General features: G+C 32.5%; 15 protein-coding genes. 14 read left to right on the top strand and 1 reads right to left on the bottom strand.

The genetic code is table 11. From position 1 onward, the window contains the following. From ACFS5M_RS00345 to rlmN, 11 genes are all read left to right on the top strand, one after another. The gene (locus ACFS5M_RS00345) at positions 1-858 is read left to right on the top strand and encodes a prephenate dehydrogenase (protein WP_183484170.1); all 858 of its coding nucleotides are present in this window, start codon (positions 1-3) and stop codon (positions 856-858) included. Between the two features lie 11 nt (positions 859-869). Then, the gene (locus ACFS5M_RS00340) at positions 870-1955 is read left to right on the top strand and encodes a chorismate mutase (RefSeq protein WP_183484167.1); all 1086 of its coding nucleotides are present in this window, start codon (positions 870-872) and stop codon (positions 1953-1955) included. 21 nt (positions 1956-1976) lie between these two features. Next, positions 1977-2921 carry a ribosome small subunit-dependent GTPase A gene (gene rsgA, locus ACFS5M_RS00335; RefSeq protein ID WP_183484164.1) on the top strand — a complete coding sequence of 315 codons (945 nt, stop codon included), beginning with the start codon at positions 1977-1979 and terminating at the stop codon, positions 2919-2921. A 3-nt stretch (positions 2922-2924) separates the two neighbouring features. Beyond that, a complete protein-coding gene (gene dtd / locus ACFS5M_RS00330) occupies positions 2925-3377 on the top strand; it encodes a D-aminoacyl-tRNA deacylase (RefSeq protein WP_183484162.1) in 453 nt (150 codons plus the stop codon). 62 nt (positions 3378-3439) lie between these two features. Continuing rightward, the gene (locus tag ACFS5M_RS00325) at positions 3440-5350 is read left to right on the top strand and encodes a DUF3857 domain-containing transglutaminase family protein (RefSeq protein ID WP_183484159.1); all 1911 of its coding nucleotides are present in this window, start codon (positions 3440-3442) and stop codon (positions 5348-5350) included. Positions 5351-5354: 4 nt separating this feature from the next. Then, positions 5355-7295: a DUF3857 domain-containing protein gene (locus tag ACFS5M_RS00320; RefSeq protein WP_183484156.1), complete on the top strand. Its 1941-nt coding sequence runs from the start codon at positions 5355-5357 to the stop codon at positions 7293-7295. Continuing rightward, a complete protein-coding gene (locus tag ACFS5M_RS00315; RefSeq protein ID WP_183484152.1) occupies positions 7296-7820 on the top strand; it encodes a metal-dependent hydrolase in 525 nt (174 codons plus the stop codon). Then, positions 7810-8136, top strand: a complete 327-nt coding sequence (locus tag ACFS5M_RS00310; protein ID WP_183484149.1) for a nucleotide pyrophosphohydrolase — start codon at positions 7810-7812, stop codon at positions 8134-8136. Before ACFS5M_RS00315 ends, ACFS5M_RS00310 begins: the two co-directional genes overlap by 11 nt. Positions 8137-8183: 47 nt before the next feature. Continuing rightward, positions 8184-9410: a 3-phosphoshikimate 1-carboxyvinyltransferase gene (locus ACFS5M_RS00305; RefSeq protein WP_183484147.1), complete on the top strand. Its 1227-nt coding sequence runs from the start codon at positions 8184-8186 to the stop codon at positions 9408-9410. Positions 9411-9509: 99 nt separating this feature from the next. Beyond that, positions 9510-10559: a tRNA preQ1(34) S-adenosylmethionine ribosyltransferase-isomerase QueA gene (queA, locus tag ACFS5M_RS00300; protein WP_183487170.1), complete on the top strand. Its 1050-nt coding sequence runs from the start codon at positions 9510-9512 to the stop codon at positions 10557-10559. 235 nt (positions 10560-10794) lie between these two features. After that, the gene (gene rlmN / locus ACFS5M_RS00295) at positions 10795-11832 is read left to right on the top strand and encodes a 23S rRNA (adenine(2503)-C(2))-methyltransferase RlmN (RefSeq protein WP_183484144.1); all 1038 of its coding nucleotides are present in this window, start codon (positions 10795-10797) and stop codon (positions 11830-11832) included. Between the two features lie 54 nt (positions 11833-11886). Here rlmN and ACFS5M_RS00290 read toward each other — a convergent pair whose 3' ends face one another. Next, positions 11887-12714, bottom strand: coding sequence for a T9SS type A sorting domain-containing protein (locus ACFS5M_RS00290; protein WP_183484141.1), 828 nt, complete (start codon positions 12712-12714; stop codon positions 11887-11889). Between the two features lie 112 nt (positions 12715-12826). Between ACFS5M_RS00290 and ACFS5M_RS00285 the strand changes: the two genes are divergently transcribed. The 3 genes from ACFS5M_RS00285 (at position 12827) to ACFS5M_RS00275 (ending at position 16625) form a co-directional block, all read left to right on the top strand. Continuing rightward, positions 12827-12985 (top strand): hypothetical protein, encoded by a 159-nt coding sequence (locus tag ACFS5M_RS00285; protein ID WP_183484139.1) that lies wholly within the window; start codon positions 12827-12829, stop codon positions 12983-12985. Then, complete coding sequence (locus ACFS5M_RS00280) at positions 12972-15575, top strand: alkaline phosphatase family protein (protein ID WP_183484136.1); 2604 nt, start codon at positions 12972-12974, stop codon at positions 15573-15575. Before ACFS5M_RS00285 ends, ACFS5M_RS00280 begins: the two co-directional genes overlap by 14 nt. A gap of 72 nt (positions 15576-15647) precedes the next feature. Further along, complete coding sequence (locus tag ACFS5M_RS00275; protein ID WP_183484133.1) at positions 15648-16625, top strand: polyprenyl synthetase family protein; 978 nt, start codon at positions 15648-15650, stop codon at positions 16623-16625. Positions 16626-16637 lie beyond the last annotated feature (12 nt).

The raw sequence follows: 16637 nt of genomic DNA, 5'->3' as shown, positions 1-16637 counted from the left end.
ATGAGTGTAAGAAATATATATATCGTTGGAGTAGGGCTTATAGGCGGAAGTATCGCTAAAGACATTAAACGACTAAATTCAAATTTAAATATCGTTGGTATAGACTCTAACGCCTCTCATTTAGATGAAGCGAAAGCGCTACAAATTATTGATGAAAAAGCAACATTAGAGGATCTTGTACAAGCCGATTTTGTAATTCTTTCTGTTCCTGTTGATGCTGCATTACATTTGTTACCAAAAATATTAGATACAGTTCATGATGATGCTTTAGTCATGGACGTAGGTTCAACAAAAACCAACATTTGTAAAGCTGTTGCAAATCACCCAAAGCGCAGAAATTTTTTAGCAACGCATCCCATCGCTGGAACAGAATTTTCAGGTCCAAAAGCAGCTGTTGAAAACTTATTTCGACATAAAACGAATATCATTTGTGAAATCGAAAAAACAGCTTTTAAACTTCAAGAAAAAGCATTAACTATTTTTCAAATTATGGGCATGCGCATTCGTTATATGAATCCAGAAGCTCATGATAAACACATTGCCTATGTGTCTCATTTGTCTCATATAAGTTCATTTATGTTAGGAAAGACAGTTATTGAAAAGGAAAAAAATGAACGCGATATTTTTGATATGGCTGGAAGTGGATTTGCATCAACTGTACGATTGGCGAAAAGTTCACCAGAAATGTGGACGCCAATTTTTAAACATAATAAAGAAAATGTCATTGAAACATTAGAAGAATATATCAACAATTTAGAACAGTTTAAAGCACTGATGAAACAAGATGATTTTGAAAGCATTTTTAATGAAATGAAAGCGACGAATCATATTAAAGACATACTAAACGGAATTGCATAAAAAAATAGACTATGGAGAATAAAAAAGAATTAAGAGGCTGGTTAGATAAATTTGGATTAGATCATCCACTTGTTATTGCTGGACCATGTAGTGCTGAAACAGAAGAACAAGTGCTAACTATAGCACACCAATTAAAAGATAGCGATGCGACAGTTTTAAGAGCTGGTATTTGGAAACCTAGAACACGTCCTGGTAATTTTGAAGGTGTTGGTGCACTAGGACTAAAATGGCTGCAGAAAGCTAAAGAAGAAACAGGAATGTTGATTACAACTGAAGTGGCTAATGCTAATCACGTAGATTTAGCCTTGCAACATGACGTCGATATATTATGGATTGGAGCCAGAACAACAGTGAGTCCGTTTATCGTTCAAGAAATTGCAGAAGCTTTAAAAGGTACAGATAAAACAGTTTTGATTAAAAATCCTGTGAACCCCGATTTAGCTTTGTGGTTAGGTGCTGTAGAACGTTTTTATGCTTCAGATGTTAAGAATTTAGGCGTGATTCATAGAGGGTTTTCTACTTATGAAAAAACACGTTATAGAAATAATCCTGAATGGCAAATTGCTGTAGATTTACAAAATCGTTTTCCAGATTTACCGCTAATTTTAGATCCTTCACATATTGCTGGTCGACGCGATATTATTTTCGATTTATGTCAAACAGCACTCGATTTAAATTATGATGGCTTAATGGTGGAAACACATCACACACCAGATAAAGCTTGGAGCGATGCTGCTCAACAGATTACACCAAAAACTTTGATTCAATACACCGAAAATTTAAAAATTAGAAAAGAGGTTGGAGAAGCAGCAGAATTTAAAAACAAAATAAACACCTTACGTACTAAAATTGATGTGATAGACCATCAGCTTATAGAAATGCTAGGAAAGCGTATGAGTGTTGCTGATGATATAGGAACGCTTAAAAAAGATTACAATGTCGCGGTATTACAATCTAAACGTTGGAATGAAATCTTAGGTAAAATGATTTTACAAGGTGAAGAAAAACAGTTAAGCGAAGAATTTATATTACGAGTATTTAAGGCGATACATCAAGAATCTATAAATCATCAAGAGAAGATTATAAATGCTAATTAGAAATTTACCATCTTTGTATTAATGACTGGACTTGTATATAAATCTACTGGAAGTTGGTACACTGTGAAAACAGATTTAGGTGCTACTTATCAATGCAGAATAAAAGGTAAATTTCGCTTGCAAGGTATTAAAAGCACCAATCCTATTGCAGTTGGTGATGTTGTAGATTTTGAACTAGAAACAGATAATGATTCGATAACTGGTGTTATTGATAGTATTCATGACAGATCTAATTATATTGTTAGAAAATCGGTGAATCTATCAAAGCAAACACACGTTATTGCTTCAAATATTGATCAGGTATTTTTATTAATCACTATCGATAACCCTCCTACATTTACCAGTTTTATTGATCGTTTTTTAGTAACAGCCGAAGCCTATTCTATAAAAACAATTTTGCTTTTCAATAAAATAGATACTTATGACGAAAAGGCGCTTGATGAAGTAAAATATCTAGCTCATGTGTATCGAAAAATCGGTTATGAGTGTATTGGTATTTCGGCAGCAACAGGAAAGAATGTCGATAAAGTTAAAGCCATGATGCATGATAAAGTGAGTATGTTTGCTGGTCACTCAGGTGTTGGAAAATCAACGTTAGTTAATGCTATTGAACCTAATTTAGATTTAAAAACCAAAGCCATTTCAGCTCAGCACATGCAAGGACAACATACAACCACCTTTGCTGAAATGTTCGACTTGAGTTTTGGTGCGAAAATTATTGATACGCCAGGAATTAAAGGTTTCGGAATTGTAGATATGGATAAAGAAGAGGTAAGTGATTATTTTCCAGAATTTTTCGAACTCAAACAAGATTGTAAATTCAATAATTGTTTGCATGTTGAAGAGCCTAAATGCGCAATTAAAGAAGCCTTAGATAAAGATGAAATAGCTTATTCACGTTATAAAAGTTATCTCAGTATTTTAGAAGGCGAAGACGAACAATACAGAACCGATAATTATAATTAAGACATGAAAGCTGTAATACAAAGAGTGACTCATGCAAGTGTTACTATTGAAGGTGAACAAGTGGCTTCAATACAACAAGGCGTTTTAGTCCTTTTAGGTATAGTAAATGAAGATGCCCAAGAAGATATTAATTGGCTAAGTAATAAAATAGTGAACCTTCGAATTTTTGCTGATGAGAATGATGTGATGAACAAATCCCTTTCTGATATTAAAGGTGATATCATACTTGTAAGTCAGTTTACGTTACATGCAAACACCAAAAAAGGGAATAGGCCAAGTTATATAAAAGCAGCCAAGCCAGAAGTGGCAATTCCTTTATATGAAACTTTTATTAAGCAATTAGAAAATGACTTAGGTAAACCTATTCAAACAGGACAGTTTGGTGCAGATATGAAAGTAGAACTTCTAAATGATGGTCCTGTAACTATAATTATAGACACAAAAAATAAAGAATAATTTTATAGAAAAACTTTAGACTTTCAGTATATTTTTCTACATTTATACATATACACAAATGGATGAATATCAGGTTTTTATTAAGCGTTATTCTAACGCTTTTTTCGTTTCTTAGTTTTTCACAAGATAAAATAACAAATTATACTACAATTGATGCAGAGTTTTTAGAAAAGGCTAATGCAGTCATAAGGCTTTGTGAAACAGATGTAAATATTGAATCTAAAAATAAAATGATAGTATCACAGCATCGTGTGGTGACTGTGCTAAATGAAAAAGGAAATTATTATGTAAACGCTATTGTTGGCTATGATAAATATAATAAGATTAAACAGCTGGAAGCCTTAGTGTATGATGCAAACGGAAATCAAATAAAAAAAATTAAAAAGAAGGATTTTATAGATCATAGTGCTGTTGATGGAGGAACACTTTATTCAGATTCAAGAGTTTTGTATATGCCATATACACCAACAAGTTATCCTTATACAGTTGATTTTTCATTCACATTAGATACAGAAAATACTGCAGGAATACCAAGTTGGATTCCTATTGAAGGTTATTTTGTAAGTGTTGAAAAATCGACTTATACACTTAAAGATGAAGCAGGTTTAGGTGTCAACAAAAACGAATCAAATTTTACAGGATTTACCGTAGAATCAAATAACACAGAATCTTCATATCATTATCAATTGAATAATTTTAAAGCAGTTTCTAGAGAAAGTTATAGTCCGATTTTTGAAAAAATATTTCCGCGATTATCTGTAACTGTGAATGATTTTCATTTTTACGGTGTTGATGGTCAGGCAACTAATTGGGTAGAGTTTGGTGATTGGATGATCCATAAGCTTTTAAAAGGAAGAGATCAAGTTTCTTTAAAAACTGAGCAAGAGATTATAGATTTAGTAGAAGGAATTGAAGACCCAATAGAAAGAGCACGATTGGTTTATAACTATGTGCAAGAAAACACAAGGTATATAAGCGTACAAGTTGGTATAGGTGGTGTACAACCAATAGAGGCCATAGAAGTAGATAATGTTAAATATGGTGATTGTAAAGGCTTAACTAATTACACATTAGCTTTAATGAGAATAGCTAATGTTCCTGCCTATTATTCCGTAGTTGAAGCAGGCAAAGACATTATAGATTTTGATGACAATTTTTTCTCGCTTGCTCAAGGCAATCATATAATATTAGCTATAGAAAATAACGATGATTTATTATGGGTAGATTGTACGAGTCAATCACATCCTTTTGGGTTTATTGGCGATTTTACAGATAATAGAAAAGTTCTTTTAGTTAAAGAAGGCGATAGTAAAATTGTAAAAACCTCAAATTATAGCAATCAAACCAATCTTCAAAAAATTAATGCAGATGTCATTATAGATGAACAAGGAGGTTTTACTTCTAATGTAAAAATTGAAACCGAAGGAATTAGGTATGACAATAGGTTTTATATCGCAGAATTTTCTGATAAAAACATTAACCTGCACTATAAAAATTTCTGGGATAAGATTAATTTTCTTGATATAGAAGCATACGATTTTAACAACAATAAAGATGAAGTGATTTTTACCGAAAACTTAAAAGTTAAGGTTAATAATTATGGTAAAAGTATTTCAGACAAATTGATTTTTAGAGTAAATGTCTTTAATGCGAACCAAGATGTCCCTGCTCGCTATACAAATAGAAAACTCCCTTTTGTTATTAAAAGAGGGTTTCAAGATATAGATGACTTAAATATAACTATTCCAAATGGCTTTGAAATAGATTTTATACCAGAAGATATAACAATAAAAAGTGATTATGGAGAGTATAATGCATCCTATGTAGTCGAATCTCAAAAAATAATTTATCATAGGAGCTTAATGGTAAATAAAGGCGATTATTCGAAAGAGGATTATTCAAAATATAGAGACTTTTTAAAACAAATAGTTAAAGCAGATAAATCAAAAATAATTCTAAATAAAACCATGTAAACCTATGTTTAAGAAGCTATTAATTATTTCTCTAATAAGCATATCTTCCTTCACTTTTGCTCAAGAGTACGAATTTGGAGAAGTTTCAAAAGATGAATTGTTAGAAACCGTATATGATAAAGACACTTCTGCTAATGCAGCAGTCCTTTATAAAAGCCAAAAAACCTTTTTTTCACACGAAGGCCAAGTGTTAGTGAATACAGAAATATATATGCGCATCAAAATCTATAACCAAAAGGGGTTTGATTATGCTACTCAAGAAATAAATCTTTTTAAAACTAGAAACTCTAAAGAAAAAATATACAAGATAAAAGGGATAACTTATAATTTAGAGAATGGCGCTATACAAGAAAGTAAATTAGATAAAGATCGAATATTTGAAAATGAATTTAGCTATAATATCAATCAGATAAAGTTTACTATGCCTAATGTAAAAGAAGGCTCTGTAATTGAATTTAAATATTTATTGACGTCTCCATTTTATTCTAATATTGATGAACTAGTATTTCAATATGATATTCCAATTAATAAATTAGATGTTGAAATTAGAACGCCTAGAGTGCTTGAATTTAAGAAAACACCTAAAGGATTTCTTTCCTTCAGTCCTATTAGAACTTCAAAAGTCGATCATAGATTAGGTATGGATGTCTATATTGATAGCTATAAACTTAATGATATACCAGCTCTATTAGAAGAAAAATATGCAGGAAATATTAAGAACTATAGAGCAGGAGTAATGTTAGAATTAGTGGCGACAAATTTTACGGGACAATATAATCCTAGCTTTGCTAAAACATGGGAAGATGTCGCTTCAACTATAGGGAATTCTGATGATTATGAAAAAGAACTTGATAAATCAAAATATGTTGATGATTTTGTTGACGAAATTATAGGAACAGAAGCAGACCCATTAAAGAAACTTCAAATCATATTTAATCATGTTAAAAGTGAAATAAAATGGAATGGAAATGATGGAAAGTATTTCCAAAAAGGAATGAAAAAAGCTCTTGATGAGCACTTAGGAAATGCTGGTGATATCAACTTAACATTAGTCGCAATGCTGCGTTATGCAGGCATTGATGCTCATCCTGTCGTCATGAGTACAAAAGACAATGGTGTGCCATTTTTTCCAACAGTAGACCGACTTAATTATGTAGTCGCTTACGCAGTTATTAATAATGAAAAGTTTTTCCTTGATGCAACAGATGAGTTTAGCGATATTAATTTAATGCCTACAAAAAATTATAATTGGCAAGGGGTTTATATCAATAATAATACAAATACATATAAGTTAATTTCTATTAATAAGCCAAAACAAGCCATTGGCCAACATCAATTAAAAGCAAGTATTGATGTAGATGGAACATTGTCTGGGAGCATGAAATCCAGATATAGTAATCATTATGCTTTAGAGTTTAGAGAAGATTATAAAAATAATAACGAAAGTGATTTTATAGCAAGTCGTGAAGATTACTTTTATGATATTGAAATATCAGACTACACTATAGAAAATATCGAGAAGGTTGAAGGTAATATACTGGAGTCTTTTAATTTTATTTTAGAAGATGCTGCTGAAATTATTGGTGATGATATTTACATCGAACCACTTTTGTTATTTAAAACTGAAGAGAATCCATTTAAATTAGAAGAGCGTTTATATCCTATTGATTTTGGGTATTCAAGAAAAGATCAATTTTATATTTCTATAAATATCCCAGAAGGCTATACCATAAAAACTAATGTGGATAATATAAATATGAAAACTCCAAATGGAAACGCAAAATTCGTTTTTAATACAAAAGTAATAGGGAACACCTTACAAATATCGTGTAGCAAAGAAATTGTTAATGCATTGGTGCCAACAAACAATTATAAATTCATAAAACAATTCTATAGCCAAATCATCTCTAAAGGAACTGAAAAAATCATTCTAACCAAATCCTAAATGGCATCTATTTTTGGTCATGGCTTAGTCGCATATACCATTTCAAAAATAGGCGACAGGACGTCAAATAAATGGCTGATTTTTTTGGCTATAAGTTCTGCAGTACTTCCTGATTTAGATGTTATAACATTTAGTTTTGGGATAGATTATTTGCATCCTTTAGGCCATCGAGGATTTACACATTCTATACTTTTTGCAATGTTGTGGAGTGTTATTTTAGCTTTCATTTTCGGAAAAAACAGAAAAGGAATTTACTTTACAATCCTATTTTTATCAACACTTTCTCATGGGTTTTTAGACGCTATGACTACTGGAGGAAAAGGCGTTGGATTTTTTATTCCTTTTGAAAACTCAAGGTATTTCTTTCCTTGGCGACTAATAAAAGTGTCTCCTTTAGGGATTCAAGAATTTTTTTCAGAATGGGGAATACGCGTTATTTTAAGCGAACTTAAATATATTGCTATCCCATGCTTTATTATTTTAATAACTTTGTTTATTGTAAAAACTAAAAATCATGAATATTAAAAATGCCCAGCTGGAAGTTGATAATTGGATAAAAAATCATGGTGTTCGTTATTTTAATGAGCTAACAAACATGGCCCAACTCACAGAAGAAGTCGGTGAAGTCGCACGTATTATTGCTAGACGTTATGGCGAGCAAAGTGAAAAAGAAAGCGATAAAAGTAAAGATTTAGGCGAAGAATTGGCAGATGTCATGTTTGTTGTATTATGTCTTGCCAATCAAACAGGAATAGATTTGCAAGAGGCTTTTAATAAAAAATTGGAGATTAAAACGAATCGTGACCATGAGCGTCATCATAATAATGAAAAGTTAAAATAACGGCTTAGTCACTTCGTCGTTTTTATGCCTCATCACTTATAATAAATATGAATATCAAACTTCATCTATCAAAAGTTAAAAACCAAAAACCTGTAATTCAAATTACAGGCTCTAAGAGTGAATCTAATAGATTGTTATTATTACAAGCACTGTACCCGGAAATTGAAATTAAAAATGCTTCTAATTCTGATGATTCTAAGGTCATGATTAAAGCATTAGGTTCAAAATCAGACACCATTGATGTTCATCACGCTGGTACAGCGATGCGTTTTTTAACCGCTTATTTTTCTATACAAGAAGGACGATCAGTTACGCTTTGCGGTTCTTCAAGAATGCATGAGCGGCCAATACAAATATTAGTTAATGCGCTAATTCAACTCGGAGCAAAAATCACTTATCTAGAAAATGATGGTTTTCCACCATTAAAAATTAAAGGTAAAGCGCTTACAAAAAATAAAGTTACACTAAAAGCACATGTAAGTAGTCAATACATCTCTGCATTATTGCTTATCGCATCAAAACTTGAAAATGGTTTAGAACTGACTTTAGAAGGTGAAATCACTTCAATGCCTTACATAAAAATGACTTTGAGTTTATTAGACGAAATAGGAATAAAGTCTACTTTCCATAAAAATAGAATCACTATAAAGCCTAATAATCAAGCCCTAAACACTAAAACCCTAACAGTAGAGTCTGATTGGTCTTCAGCATCTTATTACTATAGTATTGTCGCTTTAAGTGATATCGACACAGAAATTAGATTAACAGCATACAAGGCTCGTTCTTTACAAGGCGATTCGGTCTTAGCAGATATTTATAAAGCGTTTGGAGTTCAAACCACTTTCAAGAATAATACTATCACTCTTAAAAAAGAAGCACCAGCATCGTCTTATATTAAATTAGACTTAAATAATTCGCCAGATATTGCTCAAACAATTGCTGTAACGTGCTTAGGTTTGGGCTTAGCTTGTCAACTTTCAGGACTGCATACACTTAAAATAAAAGAGACCGATAGATTAATGGCCTTAAAAAATGAAATTGAAAAACTAGGCGGACATATTCAAATTACAGAAGATTCCTTGCAATTAGAAGCCACAAACAAAATAAATGCAAATATAAATATCGCAACATATCAAGACCATAGAATGGCCATGGCATTTGCGCCTTTGGCTTTGAAAACACCTATCGTTATTGAGGAGGCTTCAGTAGTTTCAAAATCTTATCCAAGTTTTTGGGACGACCTAAAACACATCGGTTTTAAGATTTCCAAATAAAATCCTTTAAATACTTGACAACGCCTACTTTGAGATTGTATATTTGCAATCTTGTAAACCGTTTTACAAATTTTAAACAGATAGATGCAAAATTATAAAATGAAGTTGTCTCACTTCCAATTTGAACTCCCAGAAGAGTTACTAGCAGAGTTTCCTGCAGAGAATAGAGACGAATCTCGATTAATGGTTTTAAACAGAGAAAAGCAAACCATAGAACACAAACAATTTAAAGATCTTATAGACTACTTCGAAGAAGATGATGTCATGATCCTTAATAACACAAAAGTATTTCCTGCTCGTCTTTATGGAAATAAAGAAAAAACAGGAGCAAGAATTGAAGTGTTTTTATTAAGAGAACTAAACGAAGAACAACGTCTTTGGGATGTGCTTGTCGATCCTGCTAGAAAAATAAGAATAGGAAATAAGTTATACTTTGGTGACGATGAAATGCTTGTCGCTGAGGTTATCGATAATACCACGTCTAGAGGAAGAACTTTACGTTTCCTTTATGATGGCTCTTACCAAGAATTTAGACGAAAACTAACCGAACTTGGTGAAACACCATTACCAAAATATATTAAGCGTGACGTCACTCCAGAAGATGAAGAACGTTATCAAACTATTTTTGCTAAAAAAGAAGGAGCAGTCGCTGCACCAACTGCAGGATTACACTTTTCTAGACACCTTTTAAAACGCTTAGAAATTAAAGGTATCGATTTTGCAGAAGTAACATTGCATGTAGGCTTAGGAACTTTTAATCCAGTTGAAGTTGAAGATTTATCAAAACATAAAATGGATAGTGAAGAAGTAACTATTAGCACAGCTACAGCAGATCGAATTAATAAAGCGATTAAAAACAGAAAACGTATTTGTGCTGTAGGGACTACTGCAATGCGAGCCATAGAAAGCTCAGTGTCTTCTAGTGGTACCTTAAATGAGTTTGATGGTTGGACAAACAAATTCATTTTCCCACCTTACGATTTTAGTATCGCTAACTGCATGATTACTAATTTTCACACACCAAAATCAACCTTGTTAATGATGGCTTCAGCATTTGCAGGACATGATTTTATTAAAAAAGCTTATGAAGAGGCAATTAAAGAAAATTACAAATTCTATAGTTATGGCGATGCCATGTTAATCATATAGTTTTTACTACCTATATTAAGCCTCTAGTCACGAAGTATGTCTAAGTGTTAGAGGCTTTTTTTATGGCATTTCATTTTGTAAACAAAATGTCGGGCTTTCGGCAGTCGCTTTTTCTGACAAGCAAAAAAGAGCTTCAACAAATGCCTCAATCCCTAATGCATATTCGCTTTCATTTCATAATTCATTAATTAATAATCGTAATTCGTACTTCTATTCATTATTTTTGTACTACTATATGGCAGATAAAAAAGACATACGTGCATTAACCAAAGAACAACTAAGAGATTTCTTTGTCAAAGAAGGCGATAAAGCATTTCGAGGCAATCAAGTTTATGAGTGGCTATGGAGCAAATCAGCTCATACTTTTGAAGATATGACTAATATTTCAAAAGACACAAGGCAAAAGCTTCAAGACCACTTTGTTATTAATCACATTCATGTCGATACGATGCAAAAGAGTAGCGATGGCACTATAAAAAATGCTGTGCGCTTACACGATGGTTTGATTGTTGAATCGGTTTTAATTCCAACTAAAACAAGAACCACAGCATGTGTCTCTAGCCAAGTAGGATGTAGCTTAGATTGTAGATTTTGTGCTACAGCGCGATTAAAGCGTATGCGCAACTTAAATCCAGACGAGATCTATGACCAAGTTGTTGCCATAGACAAAGAGAGTAAACTTTATCACAACAGACCGTTAAGTAATATTGTGTTTATGGGCATGGGAGAACCACTCATGAATTATAAAAATGTATTAAAAGCTATCGATAAAATTACGTCTCCAGAAGGTTTAGGCATGTCGTCTAAACGAATAGTAGTTTCTACCTCTGGTGTCCCAAAGATGATAAAGAAAATGGCTGATGATGAAGTCAAATTTAAATTAGCCGTGTCTTTGCATTCGGCTAGAGATTCAGTTCGTACATCTATTATGCCATTTAATGCAACATTCCCTTTAGCAGATTTAAGAGAAGCTCTAGAATATTGGTATAAAAAAACCAAGAATAGAATTACTTATGAGTATGTGGTTTGGCAAGGTATAAATGATACCAAACAAGATGTAGATGCACTTATTCAGTTCTGTAAATTTGCGCCTAGTAAAGTCAATCTTATTGAATACAACCCCATTGACGATGGAGAGTTTCAACAAGCAGACAACGAAGCTATAGACCTGTATGTTTCTATGCTCGAGCGTAACAATATTACAGTAACAGTAAGGCGATCTAGAGGCAAAGATATTGATGCAGCTTGTGGTCAATTAGCCAATAAAACATAAAAAAAAGAGTTGCTTTAAGCAACTCTTTTTTTAAATCATATAAAAGATAAACTATTATTGAATAGCAATCTTCTTGCGTTGAATTCTTTGCTCATTTCCATCGCTAATTTCTACAATATAAATACCAGATGAAAGATGACTTAAATCAATAACCTGAGTTTCTGAAGTTGTATTTCCATTTATAACAACCTGACCACTAAGTGAAATAATTCTATAATTAGCTTCATCTACAATACTAGATATCGTCACTTGTTTATCATCAAAACTAATAACATAATTATGTGCTTGTTCAAAATCTTCTACACTTAATGATTGTCCAGCATTTATAGGAGCGCCTGGAGTAGATTCATAAGCAAAATCCACAATAGTAAAGTTTTCACTACTAGATCCTGGAGCTAATCTAATCCAACCATAATGTGTGTTTCCAGAGATGTCAAAAGCTACGCCAACGTAAGAATCTTCTGTTGTTCCGCAAAATCCACTATTAGTATATCCTGAAGCTTGACACATATCACCAAAAGATGCCACAGCAGCTGTAGAACCAATTGGAGTGCCAAAAGGAACGTTTACACCATAAGTATAAGCACCAACAACATTGGCAACAATACCATTGCCTACAGGAGCTTCAGCTCTCATAAGTTCTATGTAACTGTAGCCAGGAGCATAAAAATTAGTTTGAAGAATGGTCGCGTCATTCACAGCATTTGAATCAAAATCAACATCAAAAGTGCTTTGTAAGGTGCCCACGAAATCGGGATCGACATCAGTGTGTATAATTTGCCCATTAGCATCTGCAATTCCTGCAATAGCGACAGTAAGCGCACTATATTTAGCTAACCTTTTTGTTAAATTATTTGTAGGTTTTAAAGTAGTTTTTTTCATAATCAATTAGGTTTTAATTCATAAGTTTTGTTGTTTTACAATCCTCCATTTCATATGTAAAAACATATCAATTTATTAATTATAATTTAATAAAACAAATAAATCAATTAAAATGGCTCATGATAATAAAGAACTTAACGAAAAGCAACCTTATGTAGTTACTGTTGAAGGATCATTAGGATTATTGGCTTATGGCGATATTGGTTTAAGGGCTTGGCGAGAAGTTAAGAACAAAAGCAAGGAAGAGAAGAATACTAATGAAAAAAAATAAAGTACTATTAATTGGTTGGGATGCCGCTGATTGGAAAACAATTTGGCCTTTAATTGCTAAAGGAGAAATGCCTGCACTCAAAAAGTTAATTAGTAAGGGGGTTTATGGTAATATGAGTACTATGAATCCTCCTTATTCACCTATGCTTTGGTCTTCTGTAGCTACGGGAAAAACTCCAGATAAACATGGTGTGTTAGGGTTTATAGAGCTTATGCCAAACAAGAATGGAATTCGCCCAGTAACTGCAAATTCTAGAAAAGTTAAAGCCGTTTGGAATATTCTACATCATAAAGGATTTAAAAGCAATTTAGTTGGTTGGTGGCCAAGCTATCCAGCCGAACCTATAAACGGAGTTGTCGTTTCAGATAAATTTCAAAAGGTAAGCGCAGACCCTAAAAAAAAGAGTCCTTTATTAGAAGGGACAATACATCCAAAATCACTTTCAAAAGGCTTAAGTGATTTAAGAATGTTTCCTTATGAAGTAACCGAAGCGCATATTCTGCCTTGTATTCCCAAAGCTTCAGAAATAGACCAAGACAATGATAGAGGGCTTTCTTCTTTTGCAAGAATATTAGCAGAGAATACTTCAGTACATGCTGCAGCAACTAACTTACTGCGAACTACCGAATGGGATTTTATGGCTGTTTATTATGATTTAATAGATCATTTTTGCCATGCTTTTATGAAATTTCATCCACCAAAATTAAATGCAGTTCCACAACATTTATTTGATATTTATAAAGATGCTGTGATTAGTGCATATAAAATTCAGGACATGATGTTAGAGCGTACGATGCAGTTGGTTGATGATGATACTACAATTATAGTGATGTCTGATCATGGTTTTGAGTCTGGTTATAAACGTATTTTAAAAATGCCTAAATATCCTGCGGCTCCAGCTTTAGAACATCGCCAATTTGGAATTTTTGTTGCTGCTGGACCTAATATAAAACAAAACGAAAAAGTGTTTGGATTGAGTTTAATAGATATTGCACCAACGCTATTGCATATGTTTAACTTACCTATTGGTGAGGATATGGATGGGAAAGTGGCTCTTGATATTTTTAAAAAATCAAACCAACCTCGCTATATTGAAAGTTGGGAAACTGTTGAAGGCGATTTTGGGCAACTAGAAAATGTAGATGAACCTAATGCCTTAGATGATGAAGAAACCTTACAACAGTTAGTAGAATTAGGTTATATTCAAAAACCAGATGAGAAAATAGAAATCGCTATTTTAAAAACTAAATGTGATTTAAAACATAATTTGGCAAGAGTGTTTTTAGGTAAAAAGGATTTTGAGAGCTCTAAAGAAATCTTATTAGAATTAATACATGACGTTTATCCTAAATATCAAGAAAGTGATTTTGAAGGTAAAAATGCTGAAAGTTTAACGAAACAAGGCTTTAAAGTTGGTGATTCTGTGATAGATATTATTCCTTATTATATGGATTTACTGACTATAGCATTAAACCAAAGTCAGTTTGAAAACGCTGAAAAGTATTTATATCAACTAAGGACTTTAGATAAAAAATTTGAAATCAACACTTATTTCGCTGAAGCAAAAATTTTAGTGAGTAAAGGTCAAGTTCATAAAGCTTTAAAATTGCTTCAAATTGCTAAAAACAGGAAGCCAAATGCTGAGGTTTGGTATCAAATAGGTAAAATTCATGTGCAATTAGATCAATTTAAAGAGGCTAAAGCGTCTTTTGAAAAAGCACTAGAGTTTGAAATAGATCGTGCTAAATTCCACCAAGCTATGGCTGCAGTCTTAATGCGTTTAAACGAATATGAAGAAGCTGCAGAACACGCTTTAACTGCTATTGAATTGGTGAAATATTATCCAGAAGCGCATTATGTATTAGGAGAAGCTCTTGAGAAATTAGGTGATTTAGAAAATGCTAAAATAGCTTATGAAACTGCTTCTAAGTTAAAACCAGTGGAACACAAACGAGCTGAAAAGGCGATAGAGAATATTGAAGAAAAGCTTATTGGTACTAACGAATTTGTTGATAAAGCAGAATATAAGCACAGAAAAGATCAAATTGTGATAGTTTCTGGCTTGCCTCGTTCTGGGACTTCTGTAATGATGCAAATGCTTCATAAAGGAGGTGTAGAAGTATTAACAGATGATAATAGAAAACCAGACGAATCTAATCCAAAAGGATATTACGAGTTTGATCCAGTTATGGCTATTCATAAAGACAATTCTTGGCTTGAACAAGCTCAAAATAAATCTGTTAAAGTCGTTGCTCCTTTACTAAAATTCTTAGATCCAAAGTATAGGTATAAAGTCATTTTTATGACAAGAGATTTAACTGAAGTTATTAAATCGCAACAAAAAATGATTGGTAAAAACCCTGATGTCTTACCAGTTAAATTATATGAAGCCTATAATAAGCATTTAGAAAAGGTAGAACTTTGGAAAAACAAAGAGCCAGGAGTTGAAATTATTTATATAAATTATAAAGATGTACTTAATCAGACTTCAGAGGTTATAGATAAGGTGGTTTCATTTGTTGGTCTCGATATGAATACAAGCGCAATGTCTAAATGTGTAGATAAATCGTTATATAGAAATAAATCATAGACAGACAAAATAATAATAGTGTTTCACACCCATTTTTAGTAGTTTTGTTGCTCTATTTTTAGCTTATCTTATTTGAAAATTGTAGAACAAATAAAACAGCCCATTGATTTTGAAATGGAACTTTTTGAACAAAAGTTTCAATTGTCTATGTCTTCTAAAGTGGCTCTTTTAAATAGAATTACACATTATATTGTTAATAGAAAAGGCAAGCAAATGCGACCAATGTTTGTGTTTCTTGTCGCTAAAATGGTGTCTAATGGTGAGACTAGCGAACGCACTTATCGTGGCGCTTCCGTTATTGAACTCATTCATACAGCAACATTAGTCCATGATGATGTGGTTGATGAAAGTAATCGACGTCGAGGATTCTTTTCTATAAATGCCCTTTGGAAAAATAAAATTGCTGTTCTTGTTGGAGACTATCTGCTTTCTAAAGGCTTATTACTTTCTATAGATAATAACGATTTTGATCTGCTTAAAATTATTTCTATCGCAGTTCGAGAAATGAGTGAAGGTGAGCTACTTCAAATTGAAAAGGCAAGAAAACTAGACATTACCGAAGACGTCTATTACGAAATTATACGTCAAAAAACAGCCACTTTAATTGCGGCTTGCTGTAGCCTAGGCGCAGCTTCTGTAAAACCTGAATCTTCAGATGTAGAAACCATGCGTAGGTTTGGTGAATTAATTGGAATGGCCTTTCAAATTAAAGATGATTTGTTTGATTATGGTCAGGAAAAAATAGGAAAACCTACAGGAATTGATATCAAAGAGCAAAAAATGACTCTGCCTTTAATCCATGTTTTAAATCATGTTACACCAAAAGAAAAGAAGTGGTTAATCAATTCTATAAAAAATCATAACAAAAATCAAAAACGTGTAAAAGAAGTCATCACCTTTGTTAAAGATAGAGGCGGATTAGAATATGCAGTTTCTAAAATGAAAGAATTTCAAGATGAAGCACTAAATATTCTAAAAGACTATCCAGAATCTCAATATAAAAACTCACTAGAATTAATGGTGAATTATGTTATTGAAAGAAAAAAATAATCCTCAGGCAAC

Source organism: Lacinutrix iliipiscaria (assembly GCF_042686125.1).
GTDB classification, from domain to species: Bacteria; Bacteroidota; Bacteroidia; order Flavobacteriales; family Flavobacteriaceae; genus Oceanihabitans; species Oceanihabitans iliipiscarium.
Note: the sequence above shows the minus strand (reverse complement) of the source record. Positions and strands in the feature narration are given on the sequence as shown.

Excerpts from the sequence above, each read along its gene's own strand:
- ACFS5M_RS00345 (WP_183484170.1), top strand. The coding sequence starts at position 1 with ATGAGTGTAAGAAATATATATATCGTTGGAGTAGGGCTTATAGGCGGA.
- ACFS5M_RS00340 (WP_183484167.1), top strand. The coding sequence starts at position 870 with ATGGAGAATAAAAAAGAATTAAGAGGCTGGTTAGATAAATTTGGATTA.
- rsgA (WP_183484164.1), top strand. The coding sequence starts at position 1,977 with ATGACTGGACTTGTATATAAATCTACTGGAAGTTGGTACACTGTGAAA.
- dtd (WP_183484162.1), top strand. The coding sequence starts at position 2,925 with ATGAAAGCTGTAATACAAAGAGTGACTCATGCAAGTGTTACTATTGAA.
- ACFS5M_RS00325 (WP_183484159.1), top strand. The coding sequence starts at position 3,440 with ATGAATATCAGGTTTTTATTAAGCGTTATTCTAACGCTTTTTTCGTTT.
- ACFS5M_RS00320 (WP_183484156.1), top strand. The coding sequence starts at position 5,355 with ATGTTTAAGAAGCTATTAATTATTTCTCTAATAAGCATATCTTCCTTC.
- ACFS5M_RS00315 (WP_183484152.1), top strand. The coding sequence starts at position 7,296 with ATGGCATCTATTTTTGGTCATGGCTTAGTCGCATATACCATTTCAAAA.
- ACFS5M_RS00310 (WP_183484149.1), top strand. The coding sequence starts at position 7,810 with ATGAATATTAAAAATGCCCAGCTGGAAGTTGATAATTGGATAAAAAAT.
- ACFS5M_RS00305 (WP_183484147.1), top strand. The coding sequence starts at position 8,184 with ATGAATATCAAACTTCATCTATCAAAAGTTAAAAACCAAAAACCTGTA.
- queA (WP_183487170.1), top strand. The coding sequence starts at position 9,510 with ATGAAGTTGTCTCACTTCCAATTTGAACTCCCAGAAGAGTTACTAGCA.
- rlmN (WP_183484144.1), top strand. The coding sequence starts at position 10,795 with ATGGCAGATAAAAAAGACATACGTGCATTAACCAAAGAACAACTAAGA.
- ACFS5M_RS00290 (WP_183484141.1), bottom strand. The coding sequence starts at position 12,714 with ATGAAAAAAACTACTTTAAAACCTACAAATAATTTAACAAAAAGGTTA.
- ACFS5M_RS00285 (WP_183484139.1), top strand. The coding sequence starts at position 12,827 with ATGGCTCATGATAATAAAGAACTTAACGAAAAGCAACCTTATGTAGTT.
- ACFS5M_RS00280 (WP_183484136.1), top strand. The coding sequence starts at position 12,972 with ATGAAAAAAAATAAAGTACTATTAATTGGTTGGGATGCCGCTGATTGG.